This is a genomic window from Bradyrhizobium sp. ORS 86, assembly GCF_045571475.1.
Lineage (GTDB): Bacteria > Pseudomonadota > Alphaproteobacteria > Rhizobiales > Xanthobacteraceae > Bradyrhizobium.
In genome coordinates this window covers 6,324,824-6,348,916 of sequence record NZ_CP120699.1, presented here as the reverse complement: position 1 = coordinate 6,348,916, position 24,093 = coordinate 6,324,824, and the positions used below count along the sequence as shown (strand labels likewise).

At 65.0% G+C, this 24,093-nt stretch carries 23 protein-coding genes; 13 read left to right on the top strand and 10 right to left on the bottom strand.

The window, feature by feature from the left end:
* Window positions 1-20: 20 nt before the first annotated feature.
* Both P6U25_RS29245 and P6U25_RS29240 read right to left on the bottom strand, forming a co-directional pair.
* Window positions 21-677 (bottom strand): DsbA family protein, encoded by a 657-nt coding sequence (locus tag P6U25_RS29245; protein WP_407148218.1) that lies wholly within the window; start codon window positions 675-677, stop codon window positions 21-23.
* Between the two features lie 123 nt (window positions 678-800).
* Entirely contained in the window at window positions 801-1,280 is a 480-nt protein-coding gene (locus P6U25_RS29240; protein ID WP_407148217.1) for a DUF721 domain-containing protein, read from the bottom strand.
* A gap of 126 nt (window positions 1,281-1,406) precedes the next feature.
* On the opposite strand from P6U25_RS29240, the gene P6U25_RS29235 reads away from it, so the two are divergent.
* Window positions 1,407-2,540, top strand: coding sequence for an A/G-specific adenine glycosylase (locus tag P6U25_RS29235; protein ID WP_407148216.1), 1,134 nt, complete (start codon window positions 1,407-1,409; stop codon window positions 2,538-2,540).
* Window positions 2,541-2,663: 123 nt separating this feature from the next.
* Window positions 2,664-3,083 (top strand): PaaI family thioesterase, encoded by a 420-nt coding sequence (locus P6U25_RS29230; protein ID WP_407148215.1) that lies wholly within the window; start codon window positions 2,664-2,666, stop codon window positions 3,081-3,083.
* A 137-nt stretch (window positions 3,084-3,220) separates the two neighbouring features.
* Here the strand turns inward: P6U25_RS29230 and P6U25_RS29225 are convergent, their stop codons facing one another.
* Complete coding sequence (locus P6U25_RS29225) at window positions 3,221-4,492, bottom strand: flavin-dependent oxidoreductase (RefSeq protein ID WP_407148214.1); 1,272 nt, start codon at window positions 4,490-4,492, stop codon at window positions 3,221-3,223.
* Between the two features lie 179 nt (window positions 4,493-4,671).
* Here P6U25_RS29225 and P6U25_RS29220 point away from each other — a divergent pair, with 179 nt between their 5' ends.
* The gene (locus P6U25_RS29220; protein WP_407148213.1) at window positions 4,672-5,298 is read left to right on the top strand and encodes a glutathione S-transferase family protein; all 627 of its coding nucleotides are present in this window, start codon (window positions 4,672-4,674) and stop codon (window positions 5,296-5,298) included.
* A 52-nt stretch (window positions 5,299-5,350) separates the two neighbouring features.
* On the opposite strand, the gene P6U25_RS29215 is transcribed toward P6U25_RS29220, so the two are convergent.
* The gene (locus tag P6U25_RS29215; RefSeq protein ID WP_407152645.1) at window positions 5,351-6,268 is read right to left on the bottom strand and encodes a LysR family transcriptional regulator; all 918 of its coding nucleotides are present in this window, start codon (window positions 6,266-6,268) and stop codon (window positions 5,351-5,353) included.
* 150 nt (window positions 6,269-6,418) lie between these two features.
* Between P6U25_RS29215 and P6U25_RS29210 the strand changes: the two genes are divergently transcribed.
* Complete coding sequence (locus P6U25_RS29210) at window positions 6,419-6,844, top strand: nuclear transport factor 2 family protein (RefSeq protein ID WP_407148212.1); 426 nt, start codon at window positions 6,419-6,421, stop codon at window positions 6,842-6,844.
* A gap of 76 nt (window positions 6,845-6,920) precedes the next feature.
* On the opposite strand, the gene P6U25_RS29205 is transcribed toward P6U25_RS29210, so the two are convergent.
* On the bottom strand, window positions 6,921-7,607 hold the full coding sequence (locus P6U25_RS29205) for a glutathione S-transferase family protein (RefSeq protein ID WP_407148211.1): 687 nt from the start codon (window positions 7,605-7,607) through the stop codon (window positions 6,921-6,923).
* Between the two features lie 260 nt (window positions 7,608-7,867).
* Window positions 7,868-9,004, bottom strand: coding sequence for a site-specific DNA-methyltransferase (locus P6U25_RS29200; protein ID WP_407148210.1), 1,137 nt, complete (start codon window positions 9,002-9,004; stop codon window positions 7,868-7,870).
* A 379-nt stretch (window positions 9,005-9,383) separates the two neighbouring features.
* Between P6U25_RS29200 and P6U25_RS29195 the strand changes: the two genes are divergently transcribed.
* A complete protein-coding gene (locus P6U25_RS29195) occupies window positions 9,384-10,319 on the top strand; it encodes a neutral zinc metallopeptidase (protein ID WP_407148209.1) in 936 nt (311 codons plus the stop codon).
* 144 nt (window positions 10,320-10,463) lie between these two features.
* Window positions 10,464-11,027, top strand: coding sequence for a molybdenum cofactor biosynthesis protein B (gene moaB / locus P6U25_RS29190; RefSeq protein ID WP_407148208.1), 564 nt, complete (start codon window positions 10,464-10,466; stop codon window positions 11,025-11,027).
* A 173-nt stretch (window positions 11,028-11,200) separates the two neighbouring features.
* Here the strand turns inward: moaB and P6U25_RS29185 are convergent, their stop codons facing one another.
* Genes P6U25_RS29185 through P6U25_RS29175 form a run of 3 tightly spaced genes read right to left on the bottom strand, consistent with a single transcriptional unit; the run spans window position 11,201 to window position 12,904 of the window.
* On the bottom strand, window positions 11,201-11,320 hold the full coding sequence (locus P6U25_RS29185; protein WP_407148207.1) for an RSP_7527 family protein: 120 nt from the start codon (window positions 11,318-11,320) through the stop codon (window positions 11,201-11,203).
* 29 nt (window positions 11,321-11,349) lie between these two features.
* Window positions 11,350-12,291, bottom strand: a complete 942-nt coding sequence (locus tag P6U25_RS29180; RefSeq protein WP_407148206.1) for a GNAT family N-acetyltransferase — start codon at window positions 12,289-12,291, stop codon at window positions 11,350-11,352.
* Between the two features lie 43 nt (window positions 12,292-12,334).
* The gene (locus P6U25_RS29175) at window positions 12,335-12,904 is read right to left on the bottom strand and encodes a glycosyl transferase (protein WP_407148205.1); all 570 of its coding nucleotides are present in this window, start codon (window positions 12,902-12,904) and stop codon (window positions 12,335-12,337) included.
* A 162-nt stretch (window positions 12,905-13,066) separates the two neighbouring features.
* Between P6U25_RS29175 and P6U25_RS29170 the strand changes: the two genes are divergently transcribed.
* From P6U25_RS29170 to P6U25_RS29155, 4 genes are all read left to right on the top strand, one after another.
* Entirely contained in the window at window positions 13,067-14,233 is a 1,167-nt protein-coding gene (locus P6U25_RS29170) for a PA0069 family radical SAM protein (protein WP_407148204.1), read from the top strand.
* Between the two features lie 145 nt (window positions 14,234-14,378).
* Entirely contained in the window at window positions 14,379-14,834 is a 456-nt protein-coding gene (locus tag P6U25_RS29165; RefSeq protein WP_407148203.1) for a VOC family protein, read from the top strand.
* Window positions 14,835-14,927: 93 nt separating this feature from the next.
* The gene (locus tag P6U25_RS29160) at window positions 14,928-15,683 is read left to right on the top strand and encodes a ribonuclease HII (protein WP_407148202.1); all 756 of its coding nucleotides are present in this window, start codon (window positions 14,928-14,930) and stop codon (window positions 15,681-15,683) included.
* Between the two features lie 247 nt (window positions 15,684-15,930).
* Window positions 15,931-17,439 carry a glycosyltransferase family 39 protein gene (locus P6U25_RS29155; RefSeq protein ID WP_407148201.1) on the top strand — a complete coding sequence of 503 codons (1,509 nt, stop codon included), beginning with the start codon at window positions 15,931-15,933 and terminating at the stop codon, window positions 17,437-17,439.
* A gap of 98 nt (window positions 17,440-17,537) precedes the next feature.
* Here the strand turns inward: P6U25_RS29155 and P6U25_RS29150 are convergent, their stop codons facing one another.
* On the bottom strand, window positions 17,538-18,368 hold the full coding sequence (locus tag P6U25_RS29150) for a uracil-DNA glycosylase (protein ID WP_407152644.1): 831 nt from the start codon (window positions 18,366-18,368) through the stop codon (window positions 17,538-17,540).
* A 196-nt stretch (window positions 18,369-18,564) separates the two neighbouring features.
* Here P6U25_RS29150 and P6U25_RS29145 point away from each other — a divergent pair, with 196 nt between their 5' ends.
* The 3 genes from P6U25_RS29145 to P6U25_RS29135 all read left to right on the top strand — a co-directional run bounded on the left by P6U25_RS29145 (window position 18,565) and on the right by P6U25_RS29135 (window position 23,489).
* Window positions 18,565-20,223 carry an electron transfer flavoprotein-ubiquinone oxidoreductase gene (locus P6U25_RS29145; RefSeq protein WP_407148200.1) on the top strand — a complete coding sequence of 553 codons (1,659 nt, stop codon included), beginning with the start codon at window positions 18,565-18,567 and terminating at the stop codon, window positions 20,221-20,223.
* Window positions 20,224-20,581: 358 nt separating this feature from the next.
* Complete coding sequence (locus P6U25_RS29140; protein WP_407152643.1) at window positions 20,582-22,372, top strand: tetratricopeptide repeat protein; 1,791 nt, start codon at window positions 20,582-20,584, stop codon at window positions 22,370-22,372.
* A 229-nt stretch (window positions 22,373-22,601) separates the two neighbouring features.
* On the top strand, window positions 22,602-23,489 hold the full coding sequence (locus P6U25_RS29135; RefSeq protein ID WP_407148199.1) for a 4-(cytidine 5'-diphospho)-2-C-methyl-D-erythritol kinase: 888 nt from the start codon (window positions 22,602-22,604) through the stop codon (window positions 23,487-23,489).
* Window positions 23,490-24,093: the final 604 nt, after the last annotated feature.

The following is a 24,093-nucleotide window of genomic DNA, read 5'->3' as shown; positions in this document are numbered from 1 at the left end:
GCCGATCCGGTCGAAGCTGATCAGCTCTTCAGGAGCGGATCGATGTGCTTGCTGAATTCCTCGAACGAGGTCTCGCCCTTCAGCATCTCGCCGTTGATGAAGAAGGTCGGCGTCGAATTCACCTTCAGCACGTCGTTGGCGTATTTCTGGTCGGCGGCGATCTTGTCGAGCAGCTTCTGGTCTTTCAGGCACTCCTCGACCTGCTGCTGGCTGAGGCCGGCCTGCTTGCCGATCCGCGTCAGCGTCTCGGTGGTGTTCTTCATCACCCAGTCATTCTGCTGGCGGAACAGCAGGTCGATCACCGCGAAGTATTTCGGCGCGTCGTCCTTGGCGACGCAGCGCGCCAGCATCGAGCCGGCGGCGGCCTTGATGTCGAGTGGGAATTCGCGGAACACATAGCGCACCTTGCCGGTGTCGATGTAGGCCGACTTCAGCTTCGGGAACACGGTCTCATTGAAGTTGGCGCAGTGTGGGCAGGTCATCGAGGCGTATTCGGTGATGGTGACCTTGGCGTCCTGCGGGCCGAGCGCCATGTCGGGCAGCGACTGCGGCTTGGCAACTTCGGCTGCGGTTTGCGCAAAGGCGCCCGTGATCAAGCGCAGCGGCGAGAGACCGGCGAGGGCGGCGAGCCCGGTGAGAGAGAGAGCGGCGGTGAAGGCACGGCGTGTGATGATCAAGGTCTGCTCCTGGATTGGCGCATTCACGCCGAATGAATGAAGAGTCCCGGAAAGAAGCCTTCGCTAGCTTGAAACGACTATCGTGGCAATGGCGGGTTCCATCGGCCGAATGGCGGAAAAGCGTCAATTTCGCTTGATTGAGGCGCCCAGCCGCGCCAGCGCCGCGCGCAAGTCCTCGTCCTCCACGGCCGCGAGGTCTTCCGCCACCCTGGCGACCGCCTTCGCATCCGGCGGGCGGGGTCGTGCCGGGCGATCGCGTCGCGACAGCGGCGCCTGGCGGATAGTCAGCCGGCCAACCGCGTGCCAACCAAAGAAGCGGTTCACCCGTTCCAGGATGACGTCCGAGGAGTGCTGGATCTCCAGCGCCATCGGCCCCTCGACCCGCAGCACCAGCGTCGCCGGTTCCTGCGGCTGGCCCTCCACCGGCCGCGGCCATTGCATCTTGAGCGGCTCGCAATAGGCGGCGATGCGCTCGCCGGCGATCTCGCTCCAGCGCGTCACCAATTCTCGCGCGGCAAAGCCCTGCTTGGCATAGGCGTCGGTGAAGACGTCGCTGAGCAGGACCGACAGGGGCTTGGCTCTGACCGGGACGGGCTTGGACATGGGAGAGTTATAGCAGCGTGGCGAAGGCGACTGAAATCGTGTCTGGCGAGAAAGAAAGACGTGGATGCCCGGGACGGGCCCGGGCATGACGTAGAGAGATCTGCGTCCGGGCTTTACAGTACGTCAATGAGCTCTCGTGTCGTTGCAAAAACGAACCTGATCGAAGATCCTGCCGACCGCCCGGCTCGGCTGCTGGCCTGGTACGATCGGCATCGCCGGCGGCTGCCGTGGCGCGCGGCGGCGGGGGAGCTGGCGGATCCGTACCTTGTGTGGCTGTCGGAGATCATGCTGCAGCAGACCACCGTGAAGGCGGTCGGTCCCTATTTCCAGAAGTTTGTGTCGCGCTGGCCCGATGTGACGGCGCTCGGCCGTGCGTCGCTCGATGACGTGCTGCGGATGTGGGCCGGGCTCGGCTATTACTCGCGCGCGCGCAATCTGCATGCCTGTGCGGTCGCAGTGCTCAACGACCATGGCGGGATATTTCCCGACACCGAAGCGGGCCTGCGCAAGCTGCCGGGAATCGGGCCCTACACCGCGGCAGCGATCGCCGCGATCGCGTTCGACCGCCGCACCATGCCGGTGGACGGCAATATCGAGCGTGTCGTGACCAGGCTCTACGCGGTGGAGGAGCCGCTGCCGCAGGCCAAGCCGCTGATCCAGCAATTGGCCGCGACATTGCTCAGCCCGTCTCGCGCCGGCGATGAGAAATCTCGCGCCGGCGACGAGAAGTCTCGCGCTGGCGACAGCGCGCAGGCGCTGATGGACCTGGGCGCCACGATCTGCACGCCGAAGAAGCCGGCTTGTTCGCTGTGCCCATTGAACAACGACTGTGCGGCGCGCATGCGGGGCGATCAGGAGACGTTCCCGCGCAAGGCGCCGAAGAAGAATGGCAGCTTGCGCCGCGGCGCGGCCTTCGTGGTGACGCGGGGCGACGACTTGCTGGTGCGCTCGCGCCCGGCAAAGGGCCTGCTCGGAGGCATGACCGAAGTGCCGGGATCGGACTGGCTTGCCGGCCAGGAGGACAAGGCGGCGCTGGCGCAAGCGCCCCAACTCAAGAGCGTTACCCGCTGGCACCGCAAGGCCGGCGTCGTCACCCATGTCTTCACCCATTTCCCGCTGGAGCTGGTCGTCTACACCGCCAGCGTTCAGCCGCGGACACGCGCGCCTGAGGGCATGCGCTGGGTGCCAGTCGCGACGCTTGCCGACGAGGCGCTTCCGAACGTCATGCGCAAGGTCGTCGCGCACGGGCTCGATCTCTAGAGCATGATCCGGAAAAGTGTGAAGCGGTTTTCCGAAGAGATCATGCTCCAATAAGAGGCTCGTCCTGCTGACACCATGCTGGCAGCAGGACTCGGTTACGACATCAGGCACACGGAGGCCGCCATGATCGCAACCGCGCTCGACCACATCCCCACGCCGCCATGCGCCAGGCTGCTCGGCTGGCGCCTGATCGATGCCCGTCCGGAGGACGGCTGGATCAGGATCCTGTTCGACGGCAAGGAGTCCTTCTGCAATCCCGCCGGCTTCGTTCAGGGCGGCATCCTCTCGGCCATGCTCGACGACACGATGGGGCCGGCGGTGTTCGTGATGACCGAGGGCAGGCTTTACACCACGACCATCACCATGAACGTGAACTTCTTGGCGCCGGCGAAGCCCGGGCCGATCACGGGCGAGGCGACCGTGACCCAGCTCGGCAAGACCATCGCCTTCGTCGAGAGCCGGCTGACAGCCAAGAACGGCACGCTACTCGCCACCGCGACCAGCAGCATTCGCTTGGTGGAGTCTGCGCGGGCGCTTGGGTAGCCGAATCCGCACTTCAGCTAAATCCGTCATGCTGAGGTGCTGGCGCAGCGAGTCTCGAAGCATGACGGCCACCGACCGGGCCGCTCATGCTTCGAGACGCCGTGCTCCTTAGCATGACGGGGGGATGTTGCGCCTCGCTAGACTGCGCCCGCCCGCTGCACGATCGGCGGCTTGGCATTCAGCCCCTCGACCTGGAAGCCGGCGACGCGCTTGTAGTTGGCGGCGATGTCTTCGAGCTCCCGCTGCGACAGCACCTCGGTGACAACGCCGAAGCCATCAGGCGCGCGCTCCTCGACGAGCTGCATCACCTGTTCCGGGCCGTTGCGGCGGTTTAGCATCACGAGATCGGTGGTGGCCGGGCGTCGCTCGGCCTCGTAGGCGATCAGCGCCTCATGGGTCGGGCCGTGCGCCAGGATCTCGCGGGTCAGCACCCGCGCGTCGAGGATCGCTTGCGAGGCGCCGTTCGAGCCGATCGGGTACATCGGATGGGCGGCATCGCCCATCAGCGTGACGCGGCCGAAGGTCCATTGCGGGATCGGATCGCGATCGACCAGCGGATATTCATAGGCGTGCGGGCAGTTCCGGATCAGGCCCGGCACGTCGAGCCAGTCGAAATTCCAGCTCTCGAACCATGGCAGGAACTCGTCGAGCCTGGCGGCGCGGTTATAGTCCTCGCGGCGCCACTGATAGGTCGGCGGCATGTGCCGTTCGGCAACCCAGTTGATGTCGTATTGGCCGTCAGGACCGACCTCCTTGGAGATCGGGTAGCAGACGAATTTCAGGATCTCGTGGCCGGCCATGATCATGGTGCGGCCGCTGAGGAAAGCTTTCGCACGCGTGATGCCACGCCACAGGATGCGGCCGTTCCAGATCGGCGCTCCCTCGTTCGGACAGAGTTTTTCACGCACCGCCGAGTGGATGCCGTCGGCGGCGATCAGCAGCGCGCCCTCATAGCTGCCGGCCGGCCTGCCGGTCGCCCGGTCGATGAACTCGGCGCGGACGCCATCCGCGGTCTCGGTCCAGCCAGTGAGATGATGGCTGGTCAGGATGTTCGCCGGCCCCAGCCGCTCGGTGGCGGCATCGAGCAGGAGCTGCTGCAGCCGGCCGCGGTGGATCGAGAATTGCGGCCACTTGTAGCCGGCTTCGAGCCCGCGCGGCTCGCTCCAGATCGGCTTGCCGTGCTTGGAGAAATAGGCAAGCTCCCGTGTCCGCACCGCCGCAGCGTCGAGCCGGTCATGCAGGCCGAGCTCGATCAATTCCCGCACCGCATGCGGTAGCACGTTGATGCCGACACCAAGCGGCCTCAATTCGGGCACGCTTTCGAACACCCGGCAGGGGACGCCGATCTGGTGCAGGCTGAGCGCCAGCGTCAGTCCGCCAATTCCACCGCCTGCGATAAGTACAGTCATGAGAGCCCTCTTGATCCCGCCGGTCATGGCATGGCGGCGGCATTGTGGGCAACCGCGAAAGCGCTGTGGCGTTGGGTGGGGATGGACGGCAAACGGCGGTACCGTTAACGTCCGCCGCGTCAAAACAAGAAGCGAGGGCCGGTTCTGCCGAACCGACAAGGCCCGAAGAGGACAGCACCATGCTCAAGCTCTATTTCGCCCCCGGGACCTGCGCGCTCGCCTCCCATATTGCGCTGGCCGAAGCCGGCGCGCCCTACACGACCGAGAAGCTCGACTTCAAGGCCAACCAGCAGAACAGCCCGGACTATCTCAAGCTCAATCCAAAGGGCCGCGTGCCGACGCTGGTGACGGATCGCGGCGTGCTGACCGAGACGCCGGCGATCCTTGCTTATGTCGCGCAGAGCTTCCCGCAGGCCAAGCTCGCGCCGCTCGACGACGCCTTCGAGTTTGCCAAGCTCCAGGCCTTCAATTCCTATCTGTGCTCCACCGTGCATGTGAACCACGCCCATAAGATGCGCGGCGCCCGCTGGGCGACGGCTGAAAGCTCGTTCGCCGACATGAAGGGGATGGTGCCGAAGACGATGGGCGCCTGCTTCAATCTGATCGAGCGCGACATGCTGAAGGGCCCTTGGGTGATGGGCGACAGCTACACGGTCGGCGATTGCTATCTCTACACACTGACGCTTTGGCTCGACGGCGATGGCGTCGACGTTGCGACCTTGCCCAAGGTGAAGGCGCACAAGGAGCGGATGGAGCAGCGCCCGGCCGTGCAGAAGGTGCTGGCCGAGCAGAAGGCGAGGGCCTAAAGACTCGATGTCGTCCCGGCGAAGGCCGGGACGACGTGGGGATAGCGCTGCGCTACTTCGCCTTCCGCGTCTCCATCTCCCGCCCTGTTTCCAGCATCAGCTTGCGCAGCCAGATCGAGCCCGGGTCCATCTGCGCCCGGGTCGGATAGAACATGTGCTGCTCGTCGATCCCGGGATCGAGCGGCGGCGTCACGGTCATCAGTGACAGTTGCTTTGAGAGCGCCGAGATCAGCCGGCGCGGGACGAAGGCGACGAGGTCGGTGCGCGCGGTGATGTGCAGCGCCTCGATATAGCCCGGCACCACCAGCGCGATCCGCCGCTCGATGCCCTTTGCGCGCAGCCAGGTGTCGATCAGATCCTCGCTCTGGCCGCGGATCACCACGGCGACGTGCCGCGCGGCGATGAACGCCTCGCGCTTGTTCAGTTTCGCGCCGACGGGATGGCCGCGCCGCACCGCCAGCGCATCGCTGTCGGTATAGAGCCGCTGGCGGTGAAAGCCCTTGAACGCGTCGCCGATCGAGATCACCAGATCGATGGTGCGGCCGAATTCGGCCGTGAAGATCGCAGGTCCCCGCCATGGCACCACGTCGATTGTGACGTTGGGCGCGGCTCGCGTCACCTTTTCCATCAACCGCGGCATCATCAGCTCGACTGCTAGGTCGGGCATCATCAGCCGGAAATGCCGCTCGCTGCGCGCAGCATCGAAATCATCGGGCACGAACAGTGCGCGCACCTGCTCGAGGGCCTGCGCCAGCGGTCCGCGTAAGGCCAGCGCCCGCGGCGTCAATTCCATCCGCGCGCCGTTGCGCACCAGAAGCGGATCGCCGATCAGGTCGCGCAGCCGCTGCAGCGCGTGGCTGGTCGCCGGCTGCGACAGATGCAGCCGCATCGCGGCGCGGCTCACATTGGCTTCCCTCAGCAGCGCGTCGAGCGCGACCAGCAGATTGAGGTCAAGCGAATTCAAATTCATGCCGTGGATATATATCATGCCAGCTATCGATTGGAAGAATGAGCGCTGGCGCCGCAGGATTGGCAGGCAAGGCGTTTCGAGCGCACCGGCACCGGTTCGCGCGAGGAATTCGTCACACATCAAAGGCCCATCAATCTCAGGAGTGCCGTCATGAGCGCAGCCGACAACAAGAAGCTGGTGCAGCAGATGTTCGCCGTCACTGGCGATCCCGATCCCGCGGTGCGCGAAAAATCCCTGTTCGTGGCAAGCCTCGCCGACGACGCGAGTTGGACCGTGACCGGGCAATATTCTTGGTCGCGCACCTTCATCGGCAAGCAGTCGATCCTCAGCGACCTACACGGCCACGTCCGCTCGAAACTGGTCGAGCGCGGCCGCACCGTCGCCCATCGCATCGTCGCCGATGGCGATATCGTCGTGGTCGAGGCCAAGGGCAATAACCTCACCAAGACCGGCCAGCGTTACGACAATGACTATTGCCTGGTGCTGCGGTTCGACGGCGGCAAGATCAAGGAGGTCAGGGAATATTGCGATTCGATGCTGACCGAGAAGGTGCTCGGTGCGTTTCCGGCGAGATAGCCAAGCTCCACCAGCGAGTGGCAGAAGCGAAAACGGCGCCCGTACGGGGCGCCGTTTTCTTGTCGTGTGGATCGGATCACGCCACCTTGGTCTTGAGGTGGCCGAACATGATGTTGCGCGCCGCATCGTCCATCTCGGCCTTGAAGGTGTGCTTGTCCTTCAGTGCGATCGCCCGCGTCGCCGCCGGCCGCGCAGAGATCTCGTCGACCAGCCGCTTGACGTTCGGATATTTCGCATAGCCTTCCTCGCCGAGCACGAACGGCGCCATCCGCGCCCAGCCCCAGAACGCCATGTCGACGATCGAATAGGCGTCGCCGACCATGTAGCGCGACTTGGCGAGGTGATCGTCGAGGATCTTGTAGTGGCGATGCGCCTCGTACTGGTAGCGGTTGTTGGCGTAGTCGAGGTCCTTCGGCGCGAAATGCTTGAAGTGCACCGCCTGGCCGGAATACGGACCAAGCCCGGTCGCGATGAACATCAGCCACGACAGCATCGCGGCGCGATTGGCCTGCGTGTTGGCTGGCAGGAACTTGCCGGTCTTCTCGGCGAGATAGAGCAGGATAGCGTTCGAGTCGAACACGAAGGTGCCGTCGTCGTCGATCGCTGGCACCTTGCCGTTCGGGTTGACCTTCAGAAAGTCAGGCGCGAATTGCTCGCCCTTCCGCGTGTCGACCGGGATCGCCTCGAAGGGCAGGCCGGACTCTTCGAGAAACAGCGCGACCTTGTTCGGGTTTGGCGCGCCGTTGAAATAGAATTTGAGCATGAAAGGACTCCCTTTGATGTTGTGACCGATGGGATCGGGACGCAGCGGGGGAAAGCCGCGCGCCGGCCTTCATGTGCAAACTTTACTGCAATGCGCAAGCGACGAGTTTGTGAAAAAGGCGCGTGTGCTGGCGCGAGGAAGATATTCGGCAAGCTGTCGGCTGAGCAGACCGAAACCTGCGCGCCGCTCGCATGCCGGACCACGAAAGGCATCGTGGCGCGGCGCATCGCGCCGTTGCCCACCCGCAATGCTCGAAACCGTCAGCTTGCCTGCGCCATCTCGGAGCGGATCTCGGCGCGCAGCTCGTCGATCAGCCGCAAACCGCTCTTGGTTTCGACGTGCCAGAAGGTCCAGCCGTTGCAGGCGCCGGAGCCCTGCGCGACCGCACCGATGCGGTGGATCGAGCCGACCTTGTCGCCGAGCATGATGGCGCCATCGGCACGGACCAGTGCGCCGTGACGCTTCTTGGCGTCGACCAGCTTTGCGCCTGGCACGATCATGCCGCGCTCGATCAGTTCGGAGAACGCGACACGCGGTGCGTCGCGGGCGGTCATGAACGGTGCCAGCGTTGCGTTCGGCAGCGGCTCGATCGCGGCAATGCGCGCTTCCGCCGCGGCGGCGTAGGTCCGGTCGCGCTCGAAGCCGATATAGTTGCGGCCGAGGCGCTTGGCGACGGCGCCGGTGGTGCCGGTGCCGTTGAACGGATCGATCACGAGATCGCCGGGCTTGGACGACGACAACAGCACGCGGGCCAGAAGCTGCTCGGGCTTCTGTGTCGGGTGCACCTTCTTGCCGTCGTTGTCCTTGAGGCGCTCTTCGCCGGTACACAGCGGGATCAGCCAGTCGGAACGTGCCTGCACGTCCTCGTTGGCCGCCTTCAATGCTTCATAATTGAATGTATATCCCTTGGCCTTCTCGTCGCGCGCGGCCCAGATCATGGTCTCGTGCGCGTTGGTGAAGCGGCGGCCGCGGAAGTTCGGCATCGGGTTCGACTTGCGCCACACGATGTCGTTCAGGAGCCAGAAGCCGAGGTCCTGCATGATCGCGCCGACGCGAAAGATGTTGTGATAGGAGCCGATCACCCACAGCGTCGCCGACGGTTTCATCACGCGGCGGCAGGCGAGCAGCCAGGCGCGGGTGAAATCGTCATAGGCGGCGAAGGACGAGAACTTGTCCCATTCGTCGTCGACGGCATCGACATGCGATTCGTCGGGGCGCTTGAGATCGCCCTTGAGCTGTAGATTATAGGGAGGATCCGCGAAGACCAGGTCGACCGAACCGGCCGGCAGCTTCGACATCTCGGCCACACAATCGCCAATGACGATCCGGCTCGATGGAGTACTCTCAAATTTGGTGCGGGGCGCCCTTGCAGACGCCCCGCGACGCGACACAACCATGACTCAAGAACTCTGACTCAGGCGACGCTGTCGGCGACGCGGGACTAAACAACCGACTGGCGACACATTGACCGGCCAAAGTAAAAATCGACTTAATTGGAAATCTTCACGCAAAAGATTGCAGCACGTTTTGAACGACGTGACGCGTCGTCGTTCGCGTTGTGCTGCAGCGTCAGTGTGTTCTGCAAGAAATCTTGAGATCATCAAACCGGCACGATTCGACCGGTAGATTGGCCGACATTCGGTAAGCCGCGCCCGCTGCAAGGTGCCAGTCTGGACTAGGCAATTTTTGCCGGGCGCGCTATTGATTAACAGAATGGAAATTTTACGTTGGAATGCCCACGTGTCGGGTCGCCGACGGGAATGAAGGAAAGCCGCCATGCGCTATGATGATTTCCGTCGCAGCGACGACATCGAAGACCGTCGCGACGAAGGCGGGATGGGCGGAGGCGGCGGCGGTTTCGGCATTCCGATGGGCGGCGGTGGCGGGCTTGGCATCGGCACCATCATCGTGCTCGGCCTGCTCGGCTACGCCTTCGGCATCGACCCGCGCATCCTGATCGGCGGCGCGGAAATCCTCACCGGCGGCGGCCAGGCGCCGACCTATCAGACCGATCGCCAGGCGTCGGGAGGACAAGCCAAGCGCGGCGCGCCGACCGACGAGATGGGCAGCATGATTGCCGGCATCCTCGGCGAGATCGATGACCGCTGGAGCGAGATCTTCCGGGCAAGCGGCCAGACCTACACCGGTCCGAAGATCGTGCTGTTCCGCAATGCCACCAACGGCGGCCGCTGCGGCATGGCGCAATCGGCGATGGGACCGTTCTATTGCCCGCCGGACAAGACCATCTTCCTCGACACGGGCTTCTTCCGTGAGGTCGAGACGCGGTTCCGCGGCTGCTCCGGCAATGCCTGCAAGTTCACCGCGGCCTACATCATCGCGCATGAAGCGGGCCATCATATCCAGAATCTGCTCGGCATCATTCCGCGCGTGACGCGATTGCAGCAGCAGGCCGGCAGCAAGGCGGAAGCCAACGCACTGCAGGTCAGGGTCGAATTGCAGGCGGACTGCCTCTCCGGCGTCTGGGTCAACCGCGAGGAGAAGAAGCGGCCGGGCTTCCTCGAGGCCGGTGACATCGATGCCGCGCTCACTACCGCGAACGCGATCGGCGACGACACGCTGCAGCGGCAGGCGACGGGCAGGGTGGTGCCCGACTCGTTCACGCACGGTTCCGCCGCGCAGCGCAAGCAATGGTTCATGACCGGCTACCAGCAGGGCACGGTGCAGGCCTGCAACACGTTCGGCAGCGGCTAGCCGGCGACCGCCGACGGCAAGGTGGTTCCTTGCCGGTGGCGTCATCCCGAGGTGCTCGCCTCGAAGGATGGCGGAGCCCGCGGCCCATCCTTGGAGGCGCGCTGCACGCGCACCTCAGGATGACGTCAGTGTGTGAGGTACACGATGTCTTCGATCGACGAATCCAAGTCATTCATTCCGCTCAACATCGCGGTGCTGACGATTTCCGACACCCGCACGCTGGCCGATGACAAGTCGGGCACTACGCTGGCCGACCGCCTTACGGCAGCCGGCCACAAGCTGGCGGCGCGGGAGATCGTCACCGACGATGTCGAGGCAATTCGTGCGGTGGTCAGGCGCTGGATTGCGGATCCAGGCGTCGATGCTGTCATCACCACCGGTGGCACCGGCTTCACCGGCCGCGACGTGACGCCCGAGGCGATCGAGCCGCTGTTCGAGAAGCGGATGGACGGTTTCTCGATCGCCTTTCACATGCTGAGCCACGCCAAGATCGGCGCGTCGACGATCCAGAGCCGCGCCACCGCCGGTGTCGCGGGCGCGACCTTCATTTTCTGTCTGCCCGGCTCCCCCGGCGCCTGCCGTGATGGCTGGGACGGCATTTTGGCCGCGCAACTCGACTACCGCACGCGCCCCTGCAATTTCGTCGAGATCATGCCGCGGCTGGACGAGCATCTGCGGCGCGCGAAGGCAAAGGGCGCGAGCGCCTGACGGCCATTGCGGGGCATCGCGCCAGCGATCAACCCGGAATCTCGAACCAAGCTCCCGTAGCCCGGATGAAGCGAAGCGAAATCCGGGACGGTCGTTCCCGCGGCGGCGCCGTTCCCGGATTGTGCTGCGCTTCATCCGGGCTACGCAGCCCAGATTGCGCGAGCGACGGTCTATCAACCGCGGCTGACGAATCCGGCCAAGGCACGCCACAACGCCCACACGGCGTCGCGATACGCCTCGGCACGAAGCGCGTGGGCCCTGCGCGTATAGAATGTGATGAGCTCAGCCGTCACGCGCCGGGCAGGTCCGCGGCGCTGCGGCTTCACAACTCCAATTCCCAGGTCTCGCCGACCAGATCGACGCCGAAGCTGTGGTGCTTCTCTTCCTTCACGCGCTGGAAGCCCGCGCGGACGTAGATACCGCGTGCGGCGACCAGGATGCTCTGGGTCCAGAGCGTCATCTTCTTGTAGCCCCTCTCGCGCGCGGCGCGGATGCACTGCTCGACCAGGGCGCGGCCGACGCCGAGCCCGCGTGCCTTCTTCTCGACGAGCAACAGCCGCAGCTTGGCGATCCGGTCGCCGCCGTTGACCAGGAAGATCGAGCCGACCGGCTCGCCGTCGACCTCCGCGATCCAGCAATGCTCGCAGGTCGGATCGAACGACCTCAAAAATTGCGCGCAGATCTCGGCCACCAATGCCTCGTAACTGATGTCCCAGCCATATTCCTCCGCATAGGCGCGTCCCTGTCGCGAGATGACCCAGCCCATGTCGCCGACGCGATGACTGCGCAGCAGGAAGCCGGCCGGCTTCTCGGCCGGCGGCTCCAGCGATTGCTCGATCGTGCCCATGGCGCGCACCACCGCCGCCCGCCGGTCGCCGTCGATCTGTTTCAGCAGCGCCGCGACCTCGTCGCGCGAGCGGCTTTCGAGGTCGGCGGCCGCGGCGCGGCCTTTCGCGGTCAAGGCGACCTCATTGACGCGCTTGTCGGCCTTCGACGGCTTGCGCGTCACGATTTGGCGGCGCTGCAAGGCAGCCAGCGTGCGGCTGACGAAGCCGGCATCGAGGTCGAGCTCGCGCACCAGATCGGTTGCGGTGCAATCCTCGTGATGCGCGAGCTCGTAGATGATTCGCGCTTCCTGCAGCGTGAACGGGCTGTGCAGCAGCTTCGGCTCGATGATGCCGAGCTTGCGGGTATAGAACCGGCTGAAGCCGCGAACCGCCGCGACCTGGCCTTCGAGGGTCTCGTCAGGTATATTTGATTTCATCAAATATATTATTTGACGGAATCAAACGATCTGCAAGGACTTTCTACGCGACCGTGATCCGGCTGCGTAGCATGGTGCGGGAGGAGCGGCCGAGCCGGCGCAACAGGCGCGCCTCGGCGCGGCGGGCGTCCGGCCGGTAGCCGCCGAGCCGCTCGTAATGATCACGTGCGATCAGGAGACCCTGTTCGGCTGTCGGTCCCGTCATCATCCGCGCGACGAATTTGAGCCCGCCACGCAGGCCGGGATCGCTGTAAGGCGAACGGGCATAGCGGAAGATGCCGGCGCGGTCCTTGCCGCTCGCCGCCACGATCTGGATAAACTGGGTGGTCTCCTCGATCCAGCCTGCGTCGAGCACGGCGCCCGGATGCAGGAACATCAGCCAGGGCGAGCGCGCCTGCTTCGCGCCCGCGGCGAGCGCGGCGGCGCGCGTGCCCTCGAAGCGCAGGAAGCGGCAGCCCGCCACGTCAGCGACGCGCTCCATCACATCGGTGTTGGTGCGCTCGACCAGCAGCACCTCGCGGATGATTCCCGCCGCCGCGCCTGGCACCAGCGCCGCCAAGGTCGCGACCACAGTGCGTTCGACCCCGTCGGTCGGAATGATCACGCTCAGCATGAGTTGAGGCTTCGATGGCTCAAACGGTTGAGAAGTTGAGCCCTGTTATCACCTTGTCACATGCAGCGCAGCCTTTGCGGCTGCGGATTCTTGCGGCAGCGGCTTGTGGATTTTTGTGGCGCTTGTTCTTGATTTGTTCTCGCGCTGTGTTAACTTCCCGGCATGAGCCGAGCATCCTCTCATGCCCTCAAGCACCCGCCGGTAACGGCGCCCTCCGATAACCCGGCGGGTGCGGCTCCCCCTTTTCCCGAGCTTGCGGTTGCGATCGAGCGCGAGCGGCGGCGCGGGCGCGGCGCGCAGTCCAACGCCAGCGGCCGTTACGAGGCCGAGGCGCGGGTCGCCTTCGACGACGGCTGGCAGAGCGTTGACGACCTGCCGCCGTTCAAGACCTCGGTGGCGATCGACACCTCGCGCAAGGTGATCACCCGCAACGATTCCCCCGACATCGGTTTCGACCGCTCGATCAATCCCTATCGCGGCTGCGAGCATGGCTGTGTCTATTGCTTCGCGCGGCCGACCCACGCCTATCTCGGCCTGTCGCCGGGACTCGACTTCGAATCGAGGCTGCTCGCCAAGCCCGATGCGCCGGAGCTGCTCGAGAAGGAGCTCGCCGCGCCAGACTACGAAGCGCGGATGATCGCGATCGGCACCAACACCGATCCCTATCAGCCGATCGAACGCGAGCGGAAGATCATGCGCGGCATCCTGGAGGTCTTGGAGCGGGCCGGCCATCCGGTCGGCATCGTGACCAAGTCGGCGCTGGTGACCCGCGACATTGACATCCTGGCGCGGATGGCCAAGCGCAATCTGGTCAAGGTTGCGCTGTCGGTGACGACGCTCGATCCGAAGCTCGCCCGTACCATGGAGCCGCGCGCATCGACCCCGCCGAAGCGGCTCGAGGCGATCAGGCGGCTCACTGAGGCCGGTATCCCGACCACGGTGATGGTCGCGCCGGTGATCCCGGCGCTGAACGATTCGGAGATCGAACGCATCCTCGATGCCGCCGCGCATGCCGGCGCGAAAGAGGCGAGCTACGTTCTCCTGCGCCTGCCGCTCGAGGTCCGCGACCTCTTCCGCGAATGGCTGATGTCGAACTATCCCGACCGCTATCGCCACGTCTTCACACTGATCCGCGACATGCGGGGCGGCCGCGACTACGATTCGCAATGGGGCACGCGGATGAAGGGCACCGGTCCGATGGCCTGGATGATCGGCCGCCGCTTCGAGATCGCCTGCGAAAAGCTTGGGCTCAACAAGCGGCGCACCAAGCTGACCACCGACCACTTCGCCAAGCCGAAGCGCAACGGGCAGCAGTTGAGCTTGTTCTAGATTCGAAAGGTTGTTGTGATCGTCATTGCGAGCGAAGCGAAGCAATCCATGTCACGTCGGGATAGATGGATTGCTTCGTCGCTTCAGCGCAAAATTGCTTTGCAATTTTGTCGCGAGCTCCTCGCAATGACGGAGAGAGGTAACCATGAGCAACACCGCGACCGCCCCGACCCCACGCTTCACGGTCCTGACCCTTGGCGTCAGCGACATGCGTACCAGCATCGCGTTCTACGAATCGCTGGGCTTTGCACGGAAATACCGCGCGACCGGTGAGGAGGTGGCCTTCTTCGAGACCGGCGGCAGCGTGCTGGGACTGTTCCCGTGGCATCTGCTGGCCGCGGACGCTGCACTTCCCGATCAGCCGCGGCCGGCGGCGTTCCGCGGTGTCACGATTGCCTGGAACTGCAACGACGATGCGGAAGTCGATACCGTCATGGCCTTCGCGCTCTCGAAAGGCGGCAGGCTGCTGAAGCCCGCGCAGCCGACCAGCTATGGCGGCTATTGCGGCTATTTCGCCGATCCGGATGGCCACGCCTGGGAAGTGGTCCGCGCGCCGGGTTTCGAGGTCGGCGACGACCGGCGGGTGTCGATGCCGGATTAGGCTGCGGCCAATAATATCAATAATATCATGAATAGCGGGGACGATGGCAGGTTCCCGGTTGCGCGGCGAGCCGCGCTTGATCACGATCCGCGCATGATTCGGGACAAGTCAGTGAAGAAGAAGCCGGGCGAGCCGGCCAAGCCAGAGAAGCGCGTGATCGCGGTGGCGCGGCCGAGCTTCCGGCGTGAGCGAGCGCTGATCAAGCGCGGCGTCTGGCCGATCGCCGGCTGCGACGAGGCCGGGCGCGGCCCGCTGGCCGGGCCTGTGGTCGCGGCCGCGGTGGTGCTCGATCCCAACCGCATCCCGAAGGGCATCGATGATTCCAAGCGGCTGACCGCCGAGCGCCGCGAGGAGCTGTTCGAGGAGATTTGCGCCACGGCCGCCTTCTCGGTCGCGGTGGCCTCGCCTGCGCGCATCGACCGCGACAACATCCTGCGCGCCTCGCTCTGGGCGCTGGCCCGCGCCGTCCACGCGCTGCCGGAAATGCCGAAGCACGTCTTCGTCGACGGACGCGACAAGCTCGTCACAGCCTGCGATTGCGAGGCGGTGATCGGTGGCGACGGCCTCGTGGTGTCGATCGCGGCGGCGTCCATCATCGCCAAGGTGACCCGCGACCGGCTGATGAGCGCGCTGGCGCTGGATTGTCCGGGTTACGGCTTCGAGCAGCACAAGGGCTATGCCGTCCCGGAACACCTCGAGGCGCTGGACCGGCTCGGCCCAAGCGTCCATCACCGCAGCTTCTTCGCCCCGGTCGTTGCCGCGCGCGCGAAGCATTTCCCCGAACTGGCGGAGCCCGACCTGTTCACGGTGGACCCGGAGAGCGAGGCCGCAGCGGTGGCGGCCGCGTAGCGCACATAGCTCGAGCCACAATCTCGATTGTCGTCGCCCGGCTTGACCGGGCGATCCAGTGTCCCAGAGGCCATGGTATTTAGCCCGAGAGGGCGCGGCGTACTGGATGCCCCCGCATTCGCAGGCCATGACGGCGGAATTTGGATTTGTCGCGTGGGTTCACCAGCATTGCCTCTGCCGCTGTCGGCCGTTATCACGGGGTGAGATTGAGCCGCCGACGCCGGTGGCTGGGGCATTCAGGCGTTTCATGCGGTTCACCTCGCTGGTTGTCGAACTGATCCGCGCCCGGCCACGGCTGGTGGTCTGGGTCGTGGTGCTGGCGCAGGCGGCGATCTGGCTGTTGTTGCCGGTGATCTTCTACGGCAGCCCGCCCGGCAATCTCGCGACCGTGCTGGCGTTCGGTCGCGAATATCAGGTCGGCACCGACATGGGGCCGCCGCTGTCGTTCTGGCTCGCCGACATCGCCTTTCGCGCCGCCGGCAACCACGTGTTCGGCGTCTATTTGCTGGCGCAGGCCTGCGAGGTCGCGACCTTCATCGCCTTCTACCATCTGGCGCGCGCGATCGTCGGTGGCCCGCATGCGGTGCTCGCGGTGCTGCTGTCCATGACGGTCGTGGTGTTCTCGTCGCCGAGCGTCGAGTTCGGTCCGCTGATCCTGGCGCGGCCGCTCTGGGCACTGTTGCTGCTGCATTCCTGGCAGTTGATCGGACAGAACCGGCGCAGCGCCTGGTTCGCCTGGTCGATCGATTGCGGCCTGTTGTTGCTGACGACGCCGGCGGCGATCGGCATGATCCTCCTGGTCGCCGTCTTTGCGCTCACCAGCGCGCGCGGTCGGCGTACGCTGCTGTCGGTCGATCCGCTCTATGCGCTGCTCGTCATCGTTGTGCTGGCGCTGCCCTATCTGATCTGGCTGATCCGCGCCGACGCGATCGTCTTTCCACCCTTGCCCGAGATTGCCGATCTCAAGGCCCGCGCGCTGCGCTGGGGCGTCGTGCTCGGCGGGCTGGTCGTGGCGATGGGCGCTGTCGTGCTGCTGGTGATCCTCGATTCGCGCTGGTTCGCCGGCGACAGCGAGAATGCGCCGATCATCCACCGTCCGCCGGTCGGACCGCTCGGGCAGCAGTTCGTCTATTTCTTCGCCTTCGCGCCGGCAATCGTGGGCAGCTTTGTCTCGGGCCTGTTCAATGTGAACCGCGTGTTCGGCTGCGCGGGCGTTGCGCTGTTGATGTCGGGGCTTGCCGTCGTGGTCGCCGCCGGGGATCTGATCCGCCTCCGGCACCAGCGGCTGTTGCGCACGGCCTGGGCGCTCGCCATTGCCGCGCCGGCGCTGGCCACGCTGGCCATGGTGTTGTTCATGCCATGGACCAGCACCAGGGAGGTGCCGACCTCGCTGCCAGCGGCTGCGATCGGCCGCTTCTTCGACGATAGCTATGAGCGCCGCACCAACCAGCGCCTGCGTGCCGTGGCCGGCGATCCGGAACTCGCCAGCTTGATCGCAATGAATGCGCGCCGCCCGCATCTGTTGCTCGACGCCACGCCGCAGCGGACGCCATGGCTGTCGATCGCGAAATTCAACGAGACCGGCGGGGTCGTGGTGTGGCGCGCGCGGGATACCGGCGGCACGCCGCCGCCCGAGATCGCGCAGCGCTTTCCCGGCCTGGTGCCGGAAGTGCCGCGCTCGTTCGACCGGCTGGTCAACGGACGGCAGGGCGTGTTGCGGATCGGCTGGGCGATCGTGCGGCCGAAGGGGGCGTAGATTGATGGGGAGCCGTAGCCCGGATGGAGCGTAGCGAAATCCGGGGCCGCTTCCCCAACGTCGCGGTCAGTCCCGGATTGCGCTGCGCTCCATCCGGGCTACGAAGCCGTGGTCGCCTGCAGCACCTTGGCGACCGCGCGCAGGTCCTGCCATGACAGCCGCTTGTAGGACGGCGAGCGCAGCAGATACGCCGGGTGGAAGGTGGCGATGGCGCGGATCGTGCGCGTGCCGGTGTCGAAGTCGAGCCATTTGCCGCGCGTGCGCATGATGCCCTCGCGGGTGCCGAGCAGCGCCTGTGTCGACGGATTGCCGAGCGTCACCAGCACGTCGGGATTCACCAGCTCGATCTGGCGCTGGATGAAGGGCAGGCAGACCTGAGTCTCCTGCGGCGTCGGCGTGCGGTTGCCGGGCGGCCGCCATGGGATCACGTTGGCGATATAGGCTTTGCTGCGGTCGAGCCCGATCGAGGCGATCATGCGGTCGAGCAGCTTGCCAGAGCGGCCGACGAAGGGCAGGCCCTCGATGTCCTCGTCCCGGCCCGGCGCCTCGCCGACGAACATCACGCGCGCCTCCGGATTGCCGTCGGCGAACACGAGCTTGGTCGCAGTGTGCTTCAGCGCGCAACCGTCGAACGTCTCCATCAACTCGCGCAAGGCAGCGAGCGTCGGCGCGGTGCGCGCCGCCTCGCGCGCGGACGCGATCGCGGCGTCTGGCGCGACGGTGATTTCGCTGCGCGGAACGGCCGGCATCGCGGCGGGCAGGGGACGCAGTGGATTGGGCGGGGCGACCGGCATCGGCGAGGCCGGCGCGGGAACAGCGTCCGGCTCCTCCAGCCGGTTGATCGGCTCGTCTCGAAGCGCGCAATCGACCCCGGCCTCGAGGTAAAAGGCCAGCAATTGCTGCAGTGTAGGGGCGGGTTCGGGCATCAGGGCCATAATGGCGCGCAATTTAGAGCATGGCGAGGAAAAGTGGAGACTGGTTTTTCCGTAAACCATCACGCTCAAACCTGCATGGGGCCGCGCGAAACGCCTCCGTGTGCAATTCCATGGTTGTCCTTCCGCCAAAAATCGGAAACAACGACCCCTGAAAAGCTTAGAAGCGTTCTCAACGGGCTGAGACCAGATCATGAGTGCTGAAGACCTTCCCCCGCGCGAGTCCATGGAATTCGACGTCGTCATCGTCGGCGCCGGCCCTTCGGGCCTGTCGGCTGCGATCCGGCTCAAGCAGCTCAATCCCGAGCTCTCGATCGTCGTGGTAGAGAAGGGTTCCGAGGTCGGCGCGCACATTCTGTCGGGCGCGGTGATCGATCCGGTGTCGCTCGACAAGCTGATCCCGGACTGGCGCGAGGACGCCGACTGTCCGCTGAAGACGCAGGTCAAGGATGACCGCTTCTACTGGATGAGCGCGGGCGGCGCGATCCGGTTGCCGAACTTCATGACGCCGCCGCTGATGAAGAACCATCACTGCTACATCGGCTCGCTCGGCAATGTTTGCCGCTGGCTGGCGCCGAAGGCGGAAGCGCTCGGCGTCGAGATCTATCCCGGTTTCGCTGCGGCCGAAGTGCTCTATGACGACAAGGGTGCGGTGCGCGGCATCGCCACCGGCGACATGGGCATCGCCAAGGACGGCAGCCACAAGGATTCCTACACCCGCGGCATGGAACTGCTCGGCAAGTACACGCTGTTCGCCGAAGGCGCGCGCGGCTCGCTGTCCAAGCAGTTGATCGCGAAGTACCAGCTCGACGCCAAGAGCGAGCCGCCGAAATTCGGCATCGGTCTGAAGGAAGTCTGGCAGATCGATCCGGCCAAGCACCAGAAGGGCCTGATCCAGCATTCCTTCGGCTGGCCGCTGAACAATTCCACCGGCGGCGGCTCGTTCCTCTATCATTACGACGACAACCGCGTTGCGGTCGGCTTCGTCGTGCATCTGAATTACGACGATCCGTATCTGTCGCCATTCGACGAGTTCCAGCGCTTCAAGACCCATCCTGCGATCCGCGGCGTGTTCGAGGGCGGCAAGCGCCTCGCCTACGGCGCACGCGCGATCACCGAAGGCGGCTACCAGTCGGTGCCGCGGCTCACCTTCCCGGGCGGCGCGCTGGTCGGTTGCGCCGCGGGCTTCGTCAACGTGCCGCGCATCAAGGGCGTGCACAACGCCATGGGGTCAGGCATGCTCGCCGCCGAGCACGTCGCCGCCGCGCTCGGTGCCGGGCGCGCCAATGACGAGCTGGTCGAGTACGAAAACGCTTGGCGCTCGTCCGCCGTCGGGCAGGACCTGCACAAGGTCCGCAACGTCAAGCCGCTGTGGTCGAAGTTCGGCACCATCGTCGGCGTCGCGCTCGGCGGCTTCGACATGTGGTGCAACACGCTCGGCTTCTCGCTGTTCGGCACCCAGTCGCACGCCAAGCCCGATCGCAAGACGCTGGACCCGGCCAAGCAGCATCAGCCGATTGCCTATCCGAAGCCGGACGGCAAGATCTCCTTCGACAAGCTGTCGTCAGTGTTCCTGTCCAACACCAACCATGAGGAGGACCAGCCGGTCCATCTCAAGGTCGCCGACATGAACCTGCAGAAGACCTCGGAGCACGACGTGTTTGCCGGGCCCTCCAACCGTTATTGCCCGGCCGGCGTCTATGAATGGGTCGAGGAAGCCTCCGGTCCGCGCTTCCAGATCAATGCCCAGAACTGCGTCCACTGCAAAACCTGCGACGTGAAGGACCCCAACGGCAATATCACCTGGGTTCCTCCCGAGGGCGGCGGAGGACCGAACTACGAGGCGATGTAATAAAGGCTAGCCAGACCACATTTGCGTGAGCGGGCCTGCTGTTGCGGCGAATTCCGCTCGCCTCTCCCACAAGGAGAGAGCAGGAACCGGTACAGTGGCGGCCATTTGCCGAGACTGTTGTTTCCCAACGCGATTGTGCCCGGACCGGCCACGATACCGCCACACTGGAAGCGTTTTGCGGGTGGCTGGCTGGATCGGCGGGCCTAAAGGCTTAATCTGCCTATCGATTCGTCACGCGCATCCTTGCGGTTGAAGGCCAAAAGCGGCATTGTCCCCGGTCGCGATGCCGCCGCTTGGGTTCGCATGAGAGACTGAACGCAAGATCGTGGCCGTAAATCCCTGGAGCAAGGCGACCGTGATGCTGTCCACCCGTTTCAACCGCCTGACGATTGCCCTCATCGCCGCTGCAGCGCTCGCCGCGCCCGCGCAGCTCTCGGCGCAAACGCCCGATCATCCCGCCGACAACGCGGCGCAGTTTCCCACCAGAAACGACCTGAAGTCGCTGACGACAGCCGGCAGCTATCTGGCGGCCCGCCATGCCAGCGTCGAGCGCGATGCGAACTCCGCCGCGGCGTTCTACCGCTCGGCGCTGCGCACCGATCCGAAGAACTCCGAGCTGCTCGACCGCGCTTTCATCTCCTCGCTTGCCGATGGCGACATCGACGAGGCGGTCAAGCTCGCCGAGCGGATCCTGACTCAGGACAAGGCCAATCGCGTTGCGCGTCTCGTGATCGGCGTGCGCGACCTCAAGCTGAAGAAGTACGGAGCCGCGCAGTCCAACATCAACCAGTCGGTGCGCGGTCCGATCACAGATCTGGTGGCGACGCTGCTGTCGGCCTGGGCGGCCTATGGCGCCGGCGACTCGAAGAGCGCAGTCGCCAGCATCGACAAGCTGACCGGGCCAGATTGGTATCCGATCTTCAAGGATTTGCACGCCGGCATGATCCTCGAGCTCGCCAACAAGGAGAAGGATGCCGGCGCGCGCTTCGAGCGCGCCTACAAGCTCGACGATTCGATGCTGCGCACGGTCGACGAATATGCGCGCTGGACCTCGCGCAACAAGGATGCGGCCGCCGCCACCGCGCTCTACGAGGCCTTCGACAAGAAGCTGCCGCGGCATCCGCTGGTGCTGGAAGGCATCAGGGACACCAAGGCCGGCAAGAAGCTGCCGCCGCTGGTCGAAACGGCGCAGGCCGGCGCAGCCGAGGCGCTCTACGGCATCGGCGCGACGCTGACGCGGCGCGGCGGCGAGGATCTCGCGCTGGTCTATCTGCAACTTGCGCTGTACCTGCAGCCGAACCATCCGTTGGCGCTGCTCTCGCTCGCCGATCTCTACGAGTCCGTGAAGAAGCCGCAGATGGCGATCAAGGTCTATGAGCGGATGCCGGCGTCGTCGCCGCTGAAGCGCAATGCGCAGATCCAGCTCGCGACCAACCTCGACGCCGCCGACCGCAGCGACGAGGCGATCAAGATCCTGAAGGGGGTCACGGCTGAATCGCCGCAGGATATCGAGGCCATCATGGCGCTCGGCAACATCGAGCGCGGCCGCAAGAAGTTCGCCGACTGCGTCGGGACCTATTCGCAGGCGATCGACGCGCTGCCGACTGCCGACGGCGGCGACAAGAATGCCTGGGTTACCTACTACTATCGCGGCATCTGCGAGGAGCGCTCCAAGCAATGGAGCAAGGCCGAGGTCGATATGCGCAAAGCGCTCGAGCTGCAGCCCGAGCAGCCTCACGTGCTGAACTATCTCGGCTATTCCTGGATCGATCAGGGCATCAACCTCGACGAAGGCATGAAGATGATCAAGCGTGCCGTCGATCAGCGTCCCGACGACGGCTACATCGTCGACTCGCTGGGCTGGGCCTATTACCGGATCGGCAATTACGACGAGGCGGTGAAGAATCTCGAGCGCGCGATCGATCTGAAACCGGAGGATCCGACCATCAACGACCATCTCGGCGACGCCTATTGGCGCGTCGGCCGCAAGCTGGAAGCCAAGTTCCAGTGGGCACATGCGCGCGACCTCAAGCCCGAGCCGGAAGAGCTGCCGAAGATCCAGGCCAAGATCGACAACGGTCTGCCCGACGATCCGTCGCCGGCCGCCGCGTCCGCCGACAAGAAGAAGGACGACGATAAGGGCGGCTGAGCCGACCTCGTGCTGCATTTCCAGAGAATACCGTGATGCCCGGGCAGACGCGCATCTTCGCGCAAGATGTCCCGGGCATCGACGTTTTCTCATCGTCATGGCCGGGCATGCCCGGCTCAAGCCCGGGCATGCCGAGCGGTGACGGAATTTCTGCCCAAACAAAGGGATAGGATCGTGATGCGATTTACGCTAATCGCACACGATCTTTGTTTTTTAGGGGTTTATCGCCGTGCCGGCGCTTGTTGAAGAGGGGCGTGCCAAGGTCAACCTGACGCTGAAGGTGGTCGGGCGGCGCGTCGACGGATTTCACGACCTGGAGAGCGTCGTCGCGTTTGCCGATTGCGCCGATCGTCTCACGCTCAAACCGGGTGACGCGCTTGCGCTGACGATGGAAGGACCGCTGGCCTATGCCTGCGGCGATACCTCGGACAATTTGGTGCTCAAGGCGGCGCGCCTGCTCGGCGAGCGTGTCGCGGACCTCAGGGTTGGCCATTTCACGCTGGAGAAGGTCTTGCCCGTCGCGGCCGGTATTGGCGGCGGCTCGGCGGATGCGGCAGCCGCGCTCCGCCTCTTGGCGCGGCTCAACGAGCTCTCGCTCGACGACACCAGGATCATGGACGTGGCGCTGCAGACCGGCGCCGACGTGCCTGTCTGTATCGGCTCGCGCGCCTGCGACATGACCGGCGTCGGCGAGACGCTGCTGCCGCTCAATTTGCCGAAGCTGCCTTGCGTGATGGTCAATCCGCGTGTTCCGGTTGCGACCAAGGACGTCTTCAATGCGCTTGGCCTGCGCCACGGGGAGCTTCTGGTCGGCGCCACCGACGTCGTGATCCAGGCGCCGTCCTGGCCCGAGACGGGCGGTGCGATCGACGACTGGATCGAAGCTCTTGCGCTCGGCAGCAACGATCTCGAAGCGCCGGCGGCGCGGATCGAGCCTGTCATCAGCGACGTGCTGTCTGCGCTGCGCGAGACCAGCGACGTTCGCCTCGTCCGCATGTCCGGCTCCGGCGCGACGTGCTTTGCGATCTTCGGTAACGACGCCGACGCCCGGGCTGCCGGCGAGAAACTGCGCGCTGAGCACCCCGGCTGGTGGGTGCATGCGGGCACGCTGAGCTGATACAGCGCGCCTGATCAGCAGGGTGCGACATAGTAACCCGACGGGCAAAATTTCGCTTCGCGTTTGACCCAACTCAGAAGTCTAATGCACCCGTCTCACCCGCTTGAGGGGCGCTTCGCGATCGTCACGAGTGCTGGGTTGGGATGCGGTGGACGCCGATTGCGCAACTGACGAGTGCGCATGAGGCGGACGGCGAAGTCGTGCAGGCCTGACGCCCTAGTGGCAGGTGTCCTGTTGCAAGACGCAATTGCGTCTTGCAACAGCGGTGACAACCAAGCCCAGTCTCGCCGGGGCGAGCACGTATAAGCCGTAACCCATCGCGCAGGGAAAGCCGGGATTGCTCCGGTTACACCTGTGGTCCTACCCCCGAGCTTTCTACCCTTGCTCGGGGCCCATGGGTGCGATCGGCACCCGGCTTTCCCTGCGCCCTCTGCTTTCAGAGCGGCGAAACGAGATGCAAAGCTCGGACAATTCCTGTCGCGAGAACTCCTGTGTTTAACTCACAGTGTGTGCAACTCACTCGCTGTCGTCCCTGCGAAAGCAGGGATCCATAACCCCGAATGTAAATTGCTGCGCGATGCTGGAACGACGAGCCCTGCCGACA